Here is a 16623-nt window from a genome sequence, read left to right on the forward strand (position 1 = left end):
TCCTTCGTGCGAACGGATCAACCGCGCAGGGCGGCTATGGATTCCCGCGCGGCGGCGGCGACGTTCTCGGCGGTGAAGCCGAACTCGGCGAACAGCGTCCCGGCGTCGGCCGAGGCGCCGAAGTGCTCCAGCGAGACGATGCGTCCCGCGTCACCGACGTACCGGTACCAGGTCAGACCGATCCCGGCCTCGACCGCCACGCGGGCCTTCACGGACGGCGGAAGGACACTCGCCCGGTACTCCGGGGACTGCTCCTCGAACCACTCGACCGACGGCATCGACACCACTCGGGTGCCCACCCCCTCGGCCTCCAGCAGCTCGCGCGCCGCGACGGCGAGCCGCACCTCGGAGCCGGTCGCGATCAGCAGGACGTCCGGGGTCCCGGTGGAGGAGTCCCGCAGGACGTAACCGCCGCGCGCGGCGTCGGAGTTGGCCGGGTAGGTCGGCACGCCCTGACGGGTCAGCGCCAGGCCGTGCGGGGCCGGGTTCGTGGCGTGCCGCTTGAGGATCTCGGCCCAGGCGACGGCCGTCTCGTTGGCGTCGGCCGGGCGGACGATGTTCAGGCCGGGGATGGCGCGCAGCGAGGCGAGGTGCTCGACCGGCTGGTGTGTCGGGCCGTCCTCGCCGAGACCGATGGAGTCGTGTGTCCAGACGTACGTCACCGGGAGCTGCATCAGCGCGGAGAGACGCACGGCGTTGCGCATGTAGTCGGAGAAGACCAGGAAGGTGCCGCCGTAGATACGGGTGTTGCCGTGCAGCGCGATGCCGTTCATCTCCGCGGCCATGGAGTGCTCGCGGATGCCGAAGTGGATCGTGCGGCCGTACGGGTCGGCCTCCGGCAGCGGGTTGCCCCTCGGGAGGAAGGAGGACGTCTTGTCGATCGTGGTGTTGTTCGAGCCGGCCAGGTCGGCGGAGCCGCCCCACAGTTCGGGGAGCACACCGCCGAGCGCCTGGAGGACCTTGCCGGAGGCGGCGCGGGTGGCGACGGACGTGCCCTCGTCGAACACCGGCAGCGCGGTCTCCCAGCCCTCGGGCAGCTGGCCCGCGACGATCCGGTCGAAGAGCTTCGCGTTCTCGGGCCGCTCGGTGCGCCAGACGCCGATCCGCTTGTCCCAGGCGGCGTGCGCCTCGGCGCCCCGGTCGAGTGCCTGACGGGCGTGTGCCAGCACCTCGGCGTCGACCTGGAAGGTCCGCTCCGGGTCGAAGCCCAGGATCCGCTTGGTGGCGGCGATCTCCTCGGCGCCCAGCGCCGAGCCGTGCGAGGCCTCGGTGTTCTTCGCGTTCGGGGCGGGCCAGGCGATGATCGTGCGCATCGCGATGATGGAGGGGCGCCCGGTCTCGGCCCGCGCCGCTTCGAGCGCCGCGTACAGGGCGTGCACGTCGATGTCGCCGTCGGCGGCGGGCTCGATGCGCTGCGTGTGCCAGCCGTACGACTCGTAGCGCCCCAGCACGTCCTCGGAGAAGGCCGTCGCCGTGTCGCCCTCGATGGAGATGTGGTTGTCGTCGTAGACGAAGACGAGGTTGCCGAGCTTCTGGTGGCCGGCGAGCGAGGATGCCTCGGCGGAGATGCCCTCCTCCAGGTCGCCGTCCGAGACGATCGCCCAGATGGTGTGGTCGAAGGGGGACTCGCCCTCGGGGGCCTCGGGGTCGAACAGGCCGCGCTCGTAGCGGGCGGCCATCGCCATGCCCACCGCGTTCGCGGCACCCTGGCCGAGCGGCCCTGTCGTCGTCTCCACGCCCGCGGTGTGCCCGTACTCGGGGTGTCCGGGCGTCTTGGACCCGTGGGTGCGGAACGCCTTCAGATCGTCGAGGCCGAGTTCATAACCCGACAGGAAGAGCTGGGTGTAGAGGGTCAGCGAGGTGTGGCCGGGGGAGAGGACGAAGCGGTCGCGGCCGGTCCACTCCGGGTCGGCCGGGTCGTGACGCATCACCTTCTGAAAGAGCGTGTACGCCGCCGGGGCCAGGCTCATCGCGGTCCCGGGGTGACCGTTGCCGACCTTCTGCACGGCGTCGGCGGCCAGAACGCGGGCGGTGTCGACGGCGCGGCGGTCGAGCTCGGTCCAGGTGACTCCGTCGGAGCTCTGCGTACTCATCTTCAAGAAGTCCTCACGGAATGGGCTGCAAGTAGGTCTGCGCGTTCAAACCTAAAAGTCAGACTTTTGCTGGGGAAGGTGCCCGTGTGTCAGCCTTCGGTGAAAGTGGGACACGCAGAGTCGTGGCGAGCCGACGCGAGAAGGACATGGCAGACAGAACCACCCAAGGCGGTACCGGGAGCGAAGGCGGCCAGGACGGGATCAGGACCTTCCCCTTCCCGGCCGATCTGAGCCTGTCCGGGGTAGGCATGCAGGTCGGCGCGATGGGGACCGGGCGCACCTGGCACGCCGACGCCCCGCTGGAACGCGTGCACCGCATCGACTTCCACGTCGTGATGCTCTTCCACGAGGGACCCGTCCGGCACATGATCGACTTCGCCGAGCACGAGGCCCGTGCGGGCGACATCCTGTGGATCCGGCCCGGTCAGGTGCACCGCTTCTCCAGCACCGACCGCTACCGCGGCACCGTGCTGACCATGCAGCCCGGCTTCCTTCCCCGCGCGACCGTCGAGGCGACCGGCCTCTACCGCTACGACCTGCCCCCGCTGCTGCGCCCCGACTCCGCCCGGCTGGCCGCCCTGGAGCACGCGCTCACCCAGCTGGAGCGCGAGTACGTCGACACGACCACGCTGCCGCTCAGCCTGCACACCTCGGTGCTGCGGCACTCGCTCACCGCGTTCCTGCTGCGCCTCGCCCATCTCGCGGCGAGCTCGGCCGAGGCGGCCCGCGATCACACGGACACCACCTTCACCCGGTTCCGTGACGCGCTCGAGAAGGACTTCGCCGTCAACCACAGCGTCAGCGCCTACGCCGACACCCTCGGATACTCGCGCCGCACCCTGGTCCGCGCGGTGCGCGCCGCCACCGGCGAGACGCCCAAGGGGTTCATCGACAAGCGGGTCGTCCTGGAGGCCAAGCGGCTCCTCGCCCACACGGACATGCCGATCGGACGGATCGGGGTCGCGGTGGGCTTCCCGGACGCGGCCAACTTCTCGAAGTTCTTCCACCAGCACACGGGGGCGACCCCGGTGGCCTTCCGGGCCGAACTGCGCTGAGCGGGGCGGACCTTGTGGGTCCGCCCCGCTCAGCCGGCCGTGCGGCCGGGGCTCACCGCCGCCCGGTGCCGGGCGGACGGGGTCCGAACCCTCAGTGCCCGAAGTCGAACCAGTTGACGTTCACGAAGTCCGCGGGCTGGCCGCTGGTGAAGGTCAGATAGACGTCGTGGGTCCCGGTGACGGAGCTCATGTTCGCCGGCACGGTCCTCCAGGACTGCCAGCCACCGGTGTTGCCCAGCGCGAAGCTGGCGACCGGAGTGCTCGTACGGCTGTCGAGGCGCACCTCGACCAGGCCGCTGACCCCGCTCGCCGCGCCGCTCGCGACCCGGCCGTAGAACTGGGTGGCCGCCGTGGAGCCGAAGTTGACCCCCTTGTAGAGCGCGTAGTCGCCGTTGGCGATCGTGCCGATGTCCTGGCCGCCGCCGCTGTCCGTGGTGGTCTCACCGACGACGCCCGACTGCCCGTCGTACGACTCCGCCTGGATGGAGCTGTACGCGTCACGGTTGCCGGTGGGCGGCGGAGTGGTGCCACCGCCGCTGCCGGCCGACTGGAGAACCTGCACGTAGTCGACGACGAGCGGGTGGCCGGGGACCGTGCCGCTGTCCGGACCGCCGCCGAAGGCGCCAGGGAAGCCGCCGCCCATGGCGACGTTCAGGATCATGAAGTAGCCGTGGTTGGTGGCGTTCGCCCAGGTGGTCGCGTCGACCTGGTTGGCCTTCACCGTGTGGAAGTTGACACCGTCGAGGTAGAAGCGGATCTCCTCGGGGCTCGTCGACTTGTCCCACTCCATCGCGTACGTGTGGAAACCGGCCTGACAAGTCGTCCCGGTACAAGGGGTGTTGTTGCCGATGCCGGTGGTCTCGTTGCACGGACCGCCCGGGCTGGTGCCGCAGTGCATCGTGGCCCACTCGGTGTTGAGGCCCTGGACGTTCTCCATGATGTCCAGTTCACCGACGCTCGGCCAGTTCTGGTAGTTGCCGCGGTAGGGCGCGCCCAGCGCCCAGAAGGCGGGCCAGTAGCCCTTGGCGGCGGCGCCGGTCACGTTCGGCATCTGCAGCCGGGACTCGATGCGCAGCTTGCCCCCGGCGGGCGGCTGGAAGTCGGTGCGCGTGGTCTCGATGCGGCCCGAGGTCCAGTTGCCCGAGGCGTCGCGGCGCGGGGTGATCAGCAGGTTGCCGCTGCCGTCCAGGGCGACGTTGTTGGTGCTGGAGGTCATCGTCTCGACCTCGCCGGTACCGAAGTTGGCGGGCCCGCCCGGGTAGCTGGTGCCCGTCGTGTACTGCCAGTTGGCGGTGTTGACGCCACTTCCCGCGGCCCCGTTGAAGTCGTCGAGGAAGACCTGGGACCAGCCGGTGGGGGGTGTGGGGGCTGACGCGTTCGCGGGGAGGGTGGCCGCGGTGGCGGCGGCCGCCGCCAGGCTCAGCGTGCCGAACACGGCGATGAGCACGCGCCGGACGGAGCCGCGTCTGGGTGTGCCGGAAGTTTCACTCATGGGTGCCTCTTCGCGTACGGAGTGTGGGGTGCGCGGGTGGGGGTGTGAGAGCGCTCCCATGGCCATTGAGAGCGCTCTCACAGCAGCTGCGCGGCCAATGTGCTCTCTGTCACTCCGGTCGTCAAGAGGTGAAGCCGAGAAAGTCCTTTCGCCGTAAGGGAGTTCACGCCGTGAAAGAAGGGGGCGCTTCGAAGTGGCTTGCTGGTACGGCCAGTTGAGGACCGTCCCTGGGGTGCGGCTGTCAAAGGGCGCTCCCGGCCCTCCAGTCGGCCCATGACAGGTTCCAGCCGTTCAGGCCGTTCGACGCTTCGACGGTCCGCTCGCCCGAGTTCTCGACGATCACCACGTCACCGAGCATCGAGCTCTCGTAGAACCTGTAGCCCGGCACGGAGCTGTCGTCCGCGCCCTTCGTGTCGTGCAGGCCGACGCAGCCGTGGCTGGTGTTGCCGTTGCCGAAGACCGAGGGCGAGGCCCAGTAGTTGCCGTGGATGAAGGTGCCGGAGGTGGTCAGGCGCTGGGCGTGCGGTACGTCCGCGATGTCGTACTCGTCGCCGAGTCCGACCGTCGAGGACTCCATCCGGGTCTCCTCGAACCGCTCGCTGATCACCATGATCCCGGACCAGGTGGTGTGGTCGGCCGCGCCGCCGCTGACCGGATAGCGGGCGAGGGTCGCCCCGTCCCGCTCGACCGTCATGGTCTTCTTCGCGAGGTCGACGGTGCTCACCTGGCGGCGGCCGATGTGGAAGGTGACGTCCTTGGACTGGACGCCGTAGACGCCGTCTCCGCCCTCGACGTCCTTGAGGCGCAGGCTCAGTGTGATCTTCGTGCCGGCCGTCCAGTACCGCTCGGGACGGAAGTCGAGCCGGGTGTTCCCGAACCAGTGGCCGACCACCTCGACCGCGGGCTCCGCTGTCACCGTGATGGCCTTTTCGACGGCCGCCCGGTCCGTCACGGGGTTCGTGAAGCTGATCGACACGGGCATGCCGACGCCGGAGGTCGAATTCGCCTCCGGCGTGAAATAGCCCGCGAATGTCTCGCCCGGGGACTTCGTGACGAAGGACGCGGTGTGTTCCGGGGCGCCCGCCGCTTTCGCCGTCACCGTGTATTTGGTGCCCGAGTACGGATTCCTGGCGGAGGTCCACCGCGTACGGTCGTCGTCGAAGGATCCGGCCAGTGCGGAACCGTCATTGCCGGACACCTCGACCGTCGACAGCGTGCCGTCCGCCACGGAGACCTCGACCGGGCGGGTGAAGTCGGCCCTCTTCGTGCCGTCGGCGGGGGAGACGGTGACGGTCGGCGTCCTGACCTGGGTCTTCGTCTTCGTTCCCGTCCCGGTGCCGCTGGTCGCCGTCGCACCCTTCCCATCGGCGGCGTCCGCCGCGTCGCCGCACCCGCTCAGCGCGAGAGCCGGTACGGCCGCGCTCACGGCCGCGAGGACTCCCCGCCGTGACCAGGCCGGACGCCCCGGACGTGGCCGCGCCCGTCCCGGGTCCCCCGGTACGGACTCGGGCCGGTTCGATATCTCAGGGACGCCCACGGAACACCTTTCCTCGGTCTTCGCTCACCACCACCGAGGGTGCATCCTGCGCGACTTCCATGGGTTGATTCTTTGAATCCGGCTGCCCCCACCTGAGATTTCGGTGAAGACGTCTGGAGAGACGGCCTGAATCCACGGTTGCCGGGCCGCCCCGGATTGTGAACAGAGTATGAAGCGCCCTACCGGATCCCTGAGTTCTCCGTGAGATCCCCCTTCCGGGAGCCCTTTCGGGGCCTCTCCGGCCGCACGAGCGAAGGAGAAGTTCCGCTTGCCGGTTCCGCGACAGACCACGCCGGAGGTATCCGTGAGTCCAGCCCGTGAGCGGCACACCGTGGCCATCGTCGGAGCGGGCGCCGCCGGCACGCTCACCGCCGTGCAGCTGTGCGAGACGGCCGCCCGCCGCCGCACACCCCTCGACCTCGTCCTGGTCGACCCGGCCCCGGAGGCCGGACGCGGCACCGCGTACGCCACCACCGACCCCCGGCACCGGCTGAACGTGCCCGCCGGCGGAATGAGTTGCTACCCCGACGACCCCGGCCACTTCACCCGCTGGCTGTGCCGGCACGGCGAACCAACCGTCAGGGGAACCGACTTCGCCACCCGCTACCGCTACGGCGCCTACCTCGCCGACACCCTGGCCCGGGCCATCGTCCACGCGCACGGCACCGTCGCCGTACACCGGCTGCGGACCAGGGGGGAGGGTTGCGCGCGCACTCCGGACGGCAGGCTGGAGCTCCGACTCGCCGACGGGGGAAGCCTGTCGGCCGACAGCGTGGTCCTCGCCACCGGACCGGCGGCCACGACCGGCGACTGGGCGCCGCCCGGACTCCGTACCTCCGAACGGTTCATCGGGTCACCCTGGGCACCGGGAGCCCTCGACGGACCGCTCGCCGAACCGGCCGCCCGCGCGGAGGGCGGCGCGGGCGACGGTGCGAGCGCGGACGTCCTGCTGGTGGGCACCGGGCTCACCGCGGTCGACCTCGCGCTGAGCCTCGACCGTCCCGGACGCACCGTGCACGCCCTGTCCCGCACCGGTCTGCTGCCACAGCCGCACGCCCTGAGCCCCGCCCCGGCGATGGCCGCGCCCGAAGGGCTCGACGCGCCGACCCTGTCCACGCTGCGCCGGACCGTCTACCGCCACATCGGCCGCGCCGTGCGCGCCCATGGTGACTGGCGTCCCGCGCTCGACAGCCTGCGCCCGCACACCGCGCGCCTGTGGCGCAGCCTCACACCCGAGGAACGTGCCGCGTTCCTGCGGCACGAGGGCGCGCTCTGGAACACCCACCGCCACCGGATGGCACCGACGACGGCCGAGTCGCTGGCCCGCGCCCGTACGGCCAGGCGGCTGTGTGTGCACACGGGCGGGATCACCGACGCCGTCGCGCGGCCCGACGGATCCGTGCTGGTCACGCTCTCCAACGGCCTTCACCTCACGGCCGGTTGGGTGATCGACTGCACCGGACCCGGACCGCGCCCCGAAGACCCCTTGTGGCGCTCGCTGTTCGACACGGGGGCCGCCGTGCCCGGCCCGCTCGGCCTGGGCGTCGCGACCCGTGACGGGCGACTCCTCGACGCCGAGGGCCGGACCGTTCTGCCCGTCTTCACCCTCGGTGCCCCGCGCCGCGGCGAACTGTGGGAGACGACCGCCGTCCCCGAGATCCGCGTCCAAGCCGCCGACCTGGCCGAGCAGTTGCTCGCGCCACTGACTCCGCTGCGACGCCCCGCCCGCCGCCGGCCCCTCGACGCGCACGGGCTTCATCTGTCCACTCACGCCGAGGCGGCGGCAGCCCACCGCACCGGCCTCGAACGGGTCCTCAAGGTCAGGGCCGGCGCCGAGGACGCCTTCGCGCGCGCCGTCGCGCTCGACCCCGGCTTCGCCCTCGGGCACGCGGCCCTCGCCCTGCTCGGCCATGAGTGCGGCGCCGACGTCGACGTACCGAGGGCGCTGGCCGACGCGCAGCGCTGCGCGCGGGAACGGGCCGACGAACGCGAGCGCTCGTTCGTCGACGTGGTGACCCGCCGCGTGCACGGCGACTCCCCGGACGGAGGCACCGGCGCCCTGCTCGGGCACCTCGCCGCGTACCCCGCCGACGCGCTGGCGCTCGCCGCCGCCGTGCCCACCATCGCCTTCTCCGGCGTCAACGACCTCGGCACGGCCCACGCGTCGAGCCTGGTCGAGCGAGCCTCGCCCGCCTACGACGGCCACTGGTTCCCGGCCTCGCTGCTCGCCTTCCTGCGCCAGGAGCAGGGCCGCCACGACGAGGCCGCCGAGCTGGCCGGGCGGGCGCTGGCCGTCGAGCCCGCCTCCGGACACGCCGTGCACGCACTCGCCCACGTCCACTACGAGTCCGGGGCCCACGAGTCGGGCCGCGACTGGCTGGACGCCTGGGTGTCGGGGCAGGGACGGGGCGCCGTCCACCGGGCCCACTTCTCCTGGCACATCGCGCTGCACGAACTGGCCCTGGACGACCCCGCCGCCGTCCGCAGACGCTGGTTCGCCCAGCTCGCGCCGGGGCGGGTGACCGGCGTACGCGCCCTGGTCGACTCGGGGTCGCTGCTCTGGCGGGCCCGGCTCAGCGACAGCTGGCGGGGGCGGGTACCGGCGGCGGACGTCCTCGACAGCGTCGCCCGCGAGATCGTGGAACGGCCCGCGACCGCCTTCACCGCTCTGCACGCGGCGGTCGCCCTCACCACCGCCGGTGACCTCGCGGCGCTGCGCCGGCTGCGCGACCACGCCGCCGGGGCCGACCCCGTGCAGCGCGAGGTCGTCGTCCCCCTCTGCGAGGCGTTCGCCGCCCTCGTCGAGGAACGCTTCCACGAAGCCGCCCGGGGTCTGGCCGCGCTCCTCCCCGTTCTCGGCAGGGTCGGCGGCAGCGCGGCCCAGCGCGAGGTCGTCGAGGAGACCCTGCTGTACGCCCTGGTCGGGGGGGGGGGGGGGGGGGGGGGGGGGGGGGGGGGGGGGGGGGGGGGGGCTTGTGGGGGGGTTTGGGGGGGGGGGGGTGTGGGGGGCGCCCCCCCCCCGCCTCCTGGACACCCGCCTCGACCGCGGCCACGCACCCCGTGACCGCCGCCTGCTGGCCGCGCTGCCCGACTGAGGCAAGGCACGCGTGGCCTGCCCAGCGGTGTTGCCGTCGCGTGACGGCGACACCGCCCGTGCCCGCGTTCCCGCCGGGTGCGTCCGCGCCCGCGTCCGGGTCAGGCGTGCGGTTCCGTCCCGGCCGTCGGGCGCCAGCCGAGGGCCCGGGAGACTCCGCGGGCCGCCAGCCGTATCGCCGGGATCAACGCCGGTACCTGCGCGTGGGCCTCGGGCACGACGAGCGACACGGCCGCGACGACCGAGCCGTCCGGACCGCGCACCGGCGCGGCCACCGACAGGGCGTCGTCGGTCACCTGACGGGTGCTCACGGCGACGCCGGTACGCCGGACTTCGGCCAGAGCGCGCCGCAGACGGGCGGGATCGGTGATCGTGTACGGCGTGTAGGCGGTCAACGGACCCGCGCAGTAGGCGTCCTGGAACGCGGGCCGCGCGTGCGCGAGCAGCGCGAGGCCGACGCCCGTCGCGTGCAGCGGCCAGCGGGCGCCCACCTGAATGCGTACACCGACCGACGAACGCCCGGCGATCCACTCGATGTAGACGACCTCGGCGCCGTCACGGACCGCCAACTGCACGTTCTCGTGCGTCGCTTCGTACAGGTCCTCCAGGTACGGCAGGGCGATCTGCCGCAGCGCGAGACCGCGCGGGGCGAGCGCCGCGACCTCCCACAGGCGCAGGCCCACGTGGTACACGCCGTCCGCGTCCCGTTCCAGCGCGCCCCACTCGGTGAGCGCGGCCACCAGCCGGTGGGCGGTGGTGAGGCTGAGGCCGGCCCGGCGGCTGATGTCCGTCAGGGACAGCGCCGTGTGCTCGTGGTCGAAGGCGGCGAGCACGGCGAGCAGGCGACCGGGGGCGGACAGGGGGGTCATGAGTTCAGTTCGGCGTCCGCGATCCGTTGGAGCAGCGCGTGCAGGGTCTCCCGCTCGGCGGGATCCAGCGGCTGGAGCAGGTCGTTCGTCACGCGCAGCCCGGCCTCGTCCGTGTCGCGCAGGAAGGCACGGCCGCCCGCGGTCAGAACGACGATCCGGCTGCGGCGGTCATCGGGAGAGGGCCTGCGCTCCGCGAAGCCGAGCTTCTCCAGATCGTCGACGAGTCCGACGATCGCGCTCGGGTCGTAGCCGAGCCGCGAACTCAGCTCCCGCTGCAAGGCGCCCTTGGAGGTGGCGAGGAACCGCAGCAGCGCGTAGTGGCGCAGCCGCAGCCCGGACTCCTGGAGGAACGCGTTGAACAACTGGCCCGAGCGCAGGCCCAGCCGGTACAGCAGATAGCCGGTGTCCGCGTGCAGGCCGCGCATCCACGGCTCCTCGGCGTCGATGCGGACAGGGCCTCGGGGGTGTTCTGCGGCGCGCTGCTGACCTGCGATGACGGGCTCCCTGGGGCCTGGCCCCGGGCGGGGGCGGTTCGGACGTACGGACTCAGCATGCCGTATGGACCGGATGGCAACAACTATTGACGTCGACAACTATTGCTCTTAGCTTCGATCTCGACGTCACCTCCTGCGGGCAGCCGCGCTCCGGGCGAGCGCCCGCACCACGTGAAGGGACCCCTCGTTGCCTCCCATCGATCTCACCGGCAAGGCCGCCGTCGTCACCGGCGGCGGCCGTGGCCTCGGACTGGCCTACGCCCGTGCCCTCGCGGCGGTCGGCGCCCGCGTCGTCGTCAACGACATCGACGAGGACGTCGCCGAGCAGGCCGTGAAGTCCATCGCCGAGGCCGGTGGCCAGGCCGTCGCGGAGGTTGTCGCGGTCGGCACGGCCGAGGCCGCCGACCGGCTCGTCGCCCGCGCCGTACGGGAGTTCGGCCGGCTCGATATCCTCGTCACCAACGCGGGCATCCTGCGCGACAAGGTCCTGTGGAAGATGACCGACGACGACTTCGACGCGGTGATCACCACGCATCTGCGGGGCACCTTCACCTGCGCCCGCGCCGCCGCCGTGCGGATGCGCGAACAGGGCGAGGGCGGCAGCCTGATCCTGGTCGGCTCGCCCGCCGGACAGCGCGGCAACTTCGGGCAGACGAACTACGCCGCCGCGAAGGCGGGCATCGCCGCCATGGCCCGCACCTGGTCGATGGAGCTGGCCCGCGCGGGCGTCACCGTCAACGCGATCGTGCCCGTCGCGGCCACCGCGATGACCGAGACGATCCCGGCGTTCGCCCCGTACGTCGAGGCCCTGCGCGACGGCACGCCGTTTCCGGACTTCCTGCGCAAGGGCGAGGGCTTCGGCACCCCCGAGGACTGCGCGGCGCTGGTCGCCTTCCTCGCCTCCGGGGCCGCCCGCGGGATCACCGGCCAGGCCATCGGCATCGGCGGCGACAAGGTCGCCCTGTGGTCGCATCCGCAGGAGATCAAGTCGGCCTACGCGGACGGTGGTTGGACCCCCGAGGCGCTCGCCGACGTCTGGGCCGGCTCCCTCGGCGCCGAACCGCAGACCGTCGGGATACCCGCGCCGAAGACGGCGGAGGCGTGATGACTCCTCCCATGAACCCGGACGAGCTCGTCGCGATCGACGTCCACACCCACGCCGAGGTGTCCTCCAAGGGCCGCTCCTCGCTCGACGACCGTCTGCACGACGCCTCCAGCGCCTACTTCAAGGTCGAGGGCAAGCGGAAGCCGACCCTGGAGGAGACGGCGGCGTACTACCGCGAGCGGAGGATGGCCGCCGTGATCTTCACCGTGGACGCCGAGTCCGCCACCGGCACCGAGCCCGTCCCGAACGAGGAGGTCGCCGAAGCGGCCGCCGCCAACCCGGACGTGCTGATCCCCTTCGCCTCCATCGACCCCTTCCGGGGAAAGGCGGGGGTACGCCAGGCCCGGCGGCTGGTCGAGGAGTTCGGGGTGAAGGGCTTCAAGTTCCACCCCAGCATCCAGGGCTTCTTCCCCGACGACCGCTCCGTGGCGTACGGCCTCTACGAGGTCATCGAGGAGACCGGCACCATCGCCCTCTTCCACACCGGGCAGACGGGCATCGGCGCCGGAGTGCCGGGCGGCGGCGGGATCCGGCTCAAGTACTCGAATCCGCTCCATGTGGACGACGTGGCCGCGGACTTCCCGCACCTGAAGATCATCCTGGCGCACCCGTCCTTCCCCTGGCAGGACGAGGCCCTCGCCGTGGCCACGCACAAGCCGGGCGTGCACATCGACCTGTCGGGCTGGTCGCCGAAGTACTTCCCGCCCCAACTGGTGCAGTACGCCAACACCTTGCTCAAGGACAAGGTCCTCTTCGGCTCCGACTACCCCGTCCTCACCCCGGACCGCTGGCTCGCCGACTTCGAGAAGCTTCCGATCAAGGACGAGGTCCGGCCGAAGATCCTCAAGGAGAACGCCGCCCGGCTCCTCGGGCTCACACCGTAAGGGGCGTCCGATGCGCAACGAGGGACTGGGGTCGTGGCCCGCACGCCGGGCCCGCAAGACCCCGCACCGCACCGCCCTGATCCACGGCGACGGCGCGATCGGCTACGCCGAACTGCACACCCGGACCACGAGACTCGCGCACGCCCTGCGGGCCCAGGGCGTCCGGCGCGGGGACCGGATCGCCTATCTGGGCCCCAACCACCCCTCATACCTGGAGACGTTGTTCGCCGCGGGCCTGCTCGGCGCCGTCTTCGTGCCGCTCAACCCGCGCCTCGCCGGTCCCGAAATCGCCTACCAGCTCGCCGATTCGGGTGCCAGGGCCCTGGTCCACGCACCGGCCCCGACCGGGCTCGCCGCCGGGCCGCCGGACGGCACCGATGTGCGCACGTCCGTCGAAGTGGGGAGTTCCTACGAGGAGTTGATCGCCGACGCGCCCGACGAGCCGATCGACCAGCCGGTCACCGCCGATGACCTCTGCATCATCATGTACACCTCGGGCACCACGGGCCGCCCCAAGGGAGCGATGCTCACCCACGGCAACCTCGCCTGGAACGCCGTCAACGTCCTCGTCGACCACGACCTGACATCCGACGAACGCGCCCTGGTCTCGGCCCCGTTGTTCCACACCGCGGGCCTGAACATGCTCACCCTGCCGGTGTTCCTCAAGGGCGGCACCTGCGTCCTGACCGAGTCCTTCGACCCGGCGGCCACCTTCGACCTGATCGAACGGCACCGGATCACCTTCATGTTCGGCGTTCCCACGATGTTCGACCGGGTGGCCCGCCACTCCCGCTGGGCCGACGCCGACCTGTCCTCCCTGCGCATCCTCACCTGCGGCGGCTCACCCGTGCCGACCCCGCTCATCGCCGCGTACCAGGAACGCGGGCTCACCTTCCTCCAGGGCTACGGGATGACCGAGGCCGCGCCCGGCACCCTCTTCCTGGACGCCGGACACGCGGTCACCAAGGCCGGTTCGGCGGGTGTCCCGCACTTCTTCAGCGATGTCCGGGTGGTGCGGCCGGACTTCACCCAGGTCGGCGCGGGAGAGACGGGGGAGGTCGTCGTCCGCGGACCCCATGTCATGCCCGGCTACTGGGGGCTGCCCGAGGAGACGGCCGCGGCCTTCACCGACGGCTGGTTCCGCAGCGGGGACGCCGCCCGCGTCGACGACGACGGCTATGTCTTCATCGCGGACCGCATCAAGGACATGATCATCTCGGGCGGCGAGAACATCTATCCCGTCGAGATCGAGGACCTCCTCCTCGCCCACCCCGGCATCGTCGAGTGCGCCGTGATCGGTGTCGCCGACGACACATGGGGCGAGGTCCCCCGCGCGGTCGTCGTGGCCCGTACGGGCGTCGAACTGGACCCGGACGAGGTCCTCGCCTCGCTCTCCGGCCGCCTCGCCAAGTACAAGATCCCCAAGTCGGTGGTCGTCGTGGACGAACTGCCGCGCACCGCCTCCGGAAAGCTCCTCAAATCCCGCGTCCGTACGCGCTACGGCACCGGCTACCGCACCAGGCAGGGAAACGCATGACCATCACCGTGAACGGCCTCGACGAACTCAGGAAGCTCGCGGGCGGTGACCTCGGCACCAGTGAGTGGACCGAGGTCACCCAGGAGCGGATCGACACCTTCGCCGACGCCACGGGCGACCACCAGTGGATCCACGTCGACCCGCGGCGCGCGGCCGAGGGTCCGTTCGGGGCGCCCATCGCCCACGGCTATCTGACCCTCTCCCTCTTCATCCCGCTCTTCACCGAGCTCCTTGAGGTGGAGGGCGTCACCACGAAGGTCAACTACGGCCTGAACAAGGTGCGTTTCCCCGCCCCGGTGAAGGCCGGCTCACGCATCCGGCTGGTCGCGCGGCTCGCCTCGGTCGAGGACGTGCCGGGCGGAGTGCAGATCGCCGTCGACGGCACGGTGGAGATCGACGGCGGCGGCAAACCCGCCGCCGTCCTGCAGAGCCTGTCGCGGTTCTACGTCTGAGGCCGAGGGCTGTCCCGGCGGTGCTCCGGGTCCCCTCCGCATCGGCCTTCTACCTGAGCTGGTACGCGTACACGGAGGTGGCGACGTCGCACGTGCCGGGCTGGACCACCGCGGCGCGCGGCGTCCCGCTCGCCGTGTCGTAGTCGACGCCCTCAGCCTCGTACGTCCCGTCCGCGCACAGGCTGCGCTGCGGCAGGGCGAAGAGATCTGGTGACATGCCCCGTGACCGGCCGGCCGTCCACCTTCCGCTCCAGGCCGACCCGGAGCAGCGGCCGGTCCTCGGGGAGGAGTGCGCGAGAGCTGTCGTCCGAGGCGCACAGCAGCCGGGTGTCGTCGACGAAGTCGCGGCCCTGGGGCCGGCTCGATGGCGGCCCAGTGGTCGGCGGGCTCGCCGGTACCGCCGCCCGTCGCGTGCGACACGGCGAGAACGGGGGTCCTCGCCCCGGGGACTCGACGGGGTGGTGACGGACGAGCCCGTGGCCGCGGTGGCAGGCTGCTTCCTGGAAGACGCGGGTGAGACAGGTGGTCGTGGCGTGCTCCCTCGCCGCGCGGCCTGCGTCCCCGCACGAACTGCGAAGGTGGTACTTGCGTGAGGCTGACCATTCTGGGCGGCGGCGGATTCCGCGTCCCGCTCGTGTACGGGGCGCTCCTCGGGGACCGCGCCGAGGGCCGCGTCACCCGGGTCGTGCTGCACGACCTGGACGCCGGACGGCTCTCCGCCGTGGCCCGCGTCCTCGCCGAGCAGGCGGCCGGGGACCCGGACGCCCCGGAGGTGACCGTCACCACCGACCTCGACGAGGCCCTGCGCGGCGCCGACTTCGTCTTCTCCGCGATCCGCGTCGGCGGCCTGGAGGGGCGTGCGGCGGACGAGAGCGTCGCCCTCGCCCAGGACGTCCTCGGCCAGGAGACGGTCGGCGCCGGCGGCATCGCGTACGGCCTGCGCACGGTGCCCGTCGCCGTGGACATCGCGCGGCGCGTGGCCCGGCTCGCCCCCGACGCCTGGGTCATCAACTTCACCAACCCGGCCGGACTGGTCACCGAGGCCATGTCCCGCCACCTCGGCGACCGCGTGATCGGCATCTGCGACTCGCCGGTCGGCCTCGGACGCCGGATCGCCAAGGTCCTCGGCGCGAACCCGCGCGAGGCGTGGATCGACTACGTCGGACTCAACCACCTCGGCTGGGTACGCGGCCTGCGCGTCGCGGGCCGCGACGAACTCCCGCGACTGCTCGCCGACCCCGGGCTGCTCGGCTCCTTCGAGGAGGGCAAGCTCTTCGGCCCGGAGTGGCTCCAGTCGCTGGGCGCCGTCCCCAACGAGTACCTGCACTACTACTACTTCAACCGCGAGACCGTCCGCGCCTACCAGCGGGCCGACATGACACGCGGCGCGTTCCTGCGCGACCAACAGGCCCGGTTCTACGACGAGATGAAGCGCCCCGATGCCGCGGCCCTGACCGCCTGGGACCGTACCCGGGCCGAGCGCGAGGCCACCTACATGGCGGAGAACCGGGACGCGGCCGGTGCCGGAGAACGCGACGACGACGACCTCTCCGGCGGCTACGAGAAGGTGGCGCTCGCCCTGATGCGGGCCATCGCCCGTGACGAACGAACCACCCTGATCCTCAACGTCCGCAACCGCGGCACGCTCAGCGTCCTCGACGCCGAGGCCGTCATCGAGGTGCCCTGCCTGGTCGACGCCAACGGCGCGCACCCCGTCGCCGTCGACCCGCTGCCCGGTCACGCCACCGGACTGGTGTGCGCGGTCAAGGCGGTGGAGCGGGAGGTGCTCTCGGCCGCCGAGTCGGGGTCCCGTGCGACGGCGGTGAAGGCCTTCGCCCTGCACCCGCTCGTCGACTCCGTGAACGTGGCACGCGCACTGGCCGACGGCTACACGGCCGTACACCCGGGCCTCGCGTACCTGAAGTAGGCCTCGATCGCGAGGACTTACGGTGCGGGACCCGCGTATGCCCGCGATCGGCGAGGGTCCGGGGCACCGGGGAGGCCCGGGCAC

At 71.9% G+C, this 16623-nt stretch carries 12 protein-coding genes and 1 pseudogene; 7 read left to right on the forward strand and 6 right to left on the reverse strand.

Features of this window, described 5'->3' with window-relative positions; all coding sequences use genetic code 11:
• Nucleotides 1-17 precede the first annotated feature (17 nt).
• Nucleotides 18-2093: a transketolase gene (gene tkt / locus ACZ6KY_RS09195; protein ID WP_469309664.1), complete on the reverse strand. Its 2076-nt coding sequence runs from the start codon at nt 2091-2093 to the stop codon at nt 18-20.
• A 146-nt stretch (nt 2094-2239) separates the two neighbouring features.
• Here tkt and ACZ6KY_RS09200 point away from each other — a divergent pair, with 146 nt between their 5' ends.
• Nucleotides 2240-3148 (forward strand): helix-turn-helix domain-containing protein, encoded by a 909-nt coding sequence (locus ACZ6KY_RS09200; RefSeq protein WP_469309665.1) that lies wholly within the window; start codon nt 2240-2242, stop codon nt 3146-3148.
• A gap of 91 nt (nt 3149-3239) precedes the next feature.
• Here ACZ6KY_RS09200 and ACZ6KY_RS09205 read toward each other — a convergent pair whose 3' ends face one another.
• Both ACZ6KY_RS09205 and ACZ6KY_RS09210 read right to left on the reverse strand, forming a co-directional pair.
• Entirely contained in the window at nt 3240-4640 is a 1401-nt protein-coding gene (locus ACZ6KY_RS09205) for a glycoside hydrolase family 16 protein (RefSeq protein WP_469309666.1), read from the reverse strand.
• Nucleotides 4641-4881: 241 nt separating this feature from the next.
• Nucleotides 4882-6177, reverse strand: a complete 1296-nt coding sequence (locus tag ACZ6KY_RS09210; protein ID WP_469309667.1) for a L,D-transpeptidase — start codon at nt 6175-6177, stop codon at nt 4882-4884.
• A gap of 331 nt (nt 6178-6508) precedes the next feature.
• Between ACZ6KY_RS09210 and ACZ6KY_RS09215 the strand changes: the two are divergent.
• Nucleotides 6509-9272: pseudogene (locus tag ACZ6KY_RS09215) on the forward strand (FAD/NAD(P)-binding protein).
• A gap of 100 nt (nt 9273-9372) precedes the next feature.
• On the opposite strand, the gene ACZ6KY_RS09220 reads toward ACZ6KY_RS09215, so the two are convergent.
• Entirely contained in the window at nt 9373-10140 is a 768-nt protein-coding gene (locus tag ACZ6KY_RS09220; RefSeq protein ID WP_469309668.1) for an IclR family transcriptional regulator, read from the reverse strand.
• Nucleotides 10137-10565 (reverse strand): MarR family winged helix-turn-helix transcriptional regulator, encoded by a 429-nt coding sequence (locus ACZ6KY_RS09225; RefSeq protein WP_469309669.1) that lies wholly within the window; start codon nt 10563-10565, stop codon nt 10137-10139. Before ACZ6KY_RS09225 ends, ACZ6KY_RS09220 begins: the two co-directional genes overlap by 4 nt.
• 256 nt (nt 10566-10821) lie before the next feature.
• On the opposite strand from ACZ6KY_RS09225, the gene ACZ6KY_RS09230 reads away from it, so the two are divergent.
• Genes ACZ6KY_RS09230 through ACZ6KY_RS09245 form a run of 4 tightly spaced genes read left to right on the forward strand, consistent with a single transcriptional unit; the run spans nt 10822 to nt 14612 of the window.
• Nucleotides 10822-11739, forward strand: coding sequence for an SDR family NAD(P)-dependent oxidoreductase (locus tag ACZ6KY_RS09230; RefSeq protein ID WP_469309670.1), 918 nt, complete (start codon nt 10822-10824; stop codon nt 11737-11739).
• Between the two features lie 11 nt (nt 11740-11750).
• Nucleotides 11751-12623, forward strand: coding sequence for an amidohydrolase family protein (locus ACZ6KY_RS09235; protein ID WP_469309821.1), 873 nt, complete (start codon nt 11751-11753; stop codon nt 12621-12623).
• 10 nt (nt 12624-12633) lie between these two features.
• Nucleotides 12634-14160: an o-succinylbenzoate--CoA ligase gene (gene menE, locus ACZ6KY_RS09240; RefSeq protein WP_469309671.1), complete on the forward strand. Its 1527-nt coding sequence runs from the start codon at nt 12634-12636 to the stop codon at nt 14158-14160.
• Nucleotides 14157-14612 (forward strand): MaoC family dehydratase, encoded by a 456-nt coding sequence (locus ACZ6KY_RS09245; protein WP_469309672.1) that lies wholly within the window; start codon nt 14157-14159, stop codon nt 14610-14612. Before menE ends, ACZ6KY_RS09245 begins: the two co-directional genes overlap by 4 nt.
• 49 nt (nt 14613-14661) lie before the next feature.
• On the opposite strand, the gene ACZ6KY_RS09250 is transcribed toward ACZ6KY_RS09245, so the two are convergent.
• The gene (locus ACZ6KY_RS09250; RefSeq protein WP_469309673.1) at nt 14662-14829 is read right to left on the reverse strand and encodes a hypothetical protein; all 168 of its coding nucleotides are present in this window, start codon (nt 14827-14829) and stop codon (nt 14662-14664) included.
• Between the two features lie 372 nt (nt 14830-15201).
• On the opposite strand from ACZ6KY_RS09250, the gene ACZ6KY_RS09255 reads away from it, so the two are divergent.
• The gene (locus ACZ6KY_RS09255) at nt 15202-16539 is read left to right on the forward strand and encodes a 6-phospho-beta-glucosidase (RefSeq protein WP_469309674.1); all 1338 of its coding nucleotides are present in this window, start codon (nt 15202-15204) and stop codon (nt 16537-16539) included.
• Nucleotides 16540-16623 lie beyond the last annotated feature (84 nt).

The sequence above is a fragment of the Streptomyces sp. NPDC042002 genome (assembly GCF_055588305.1).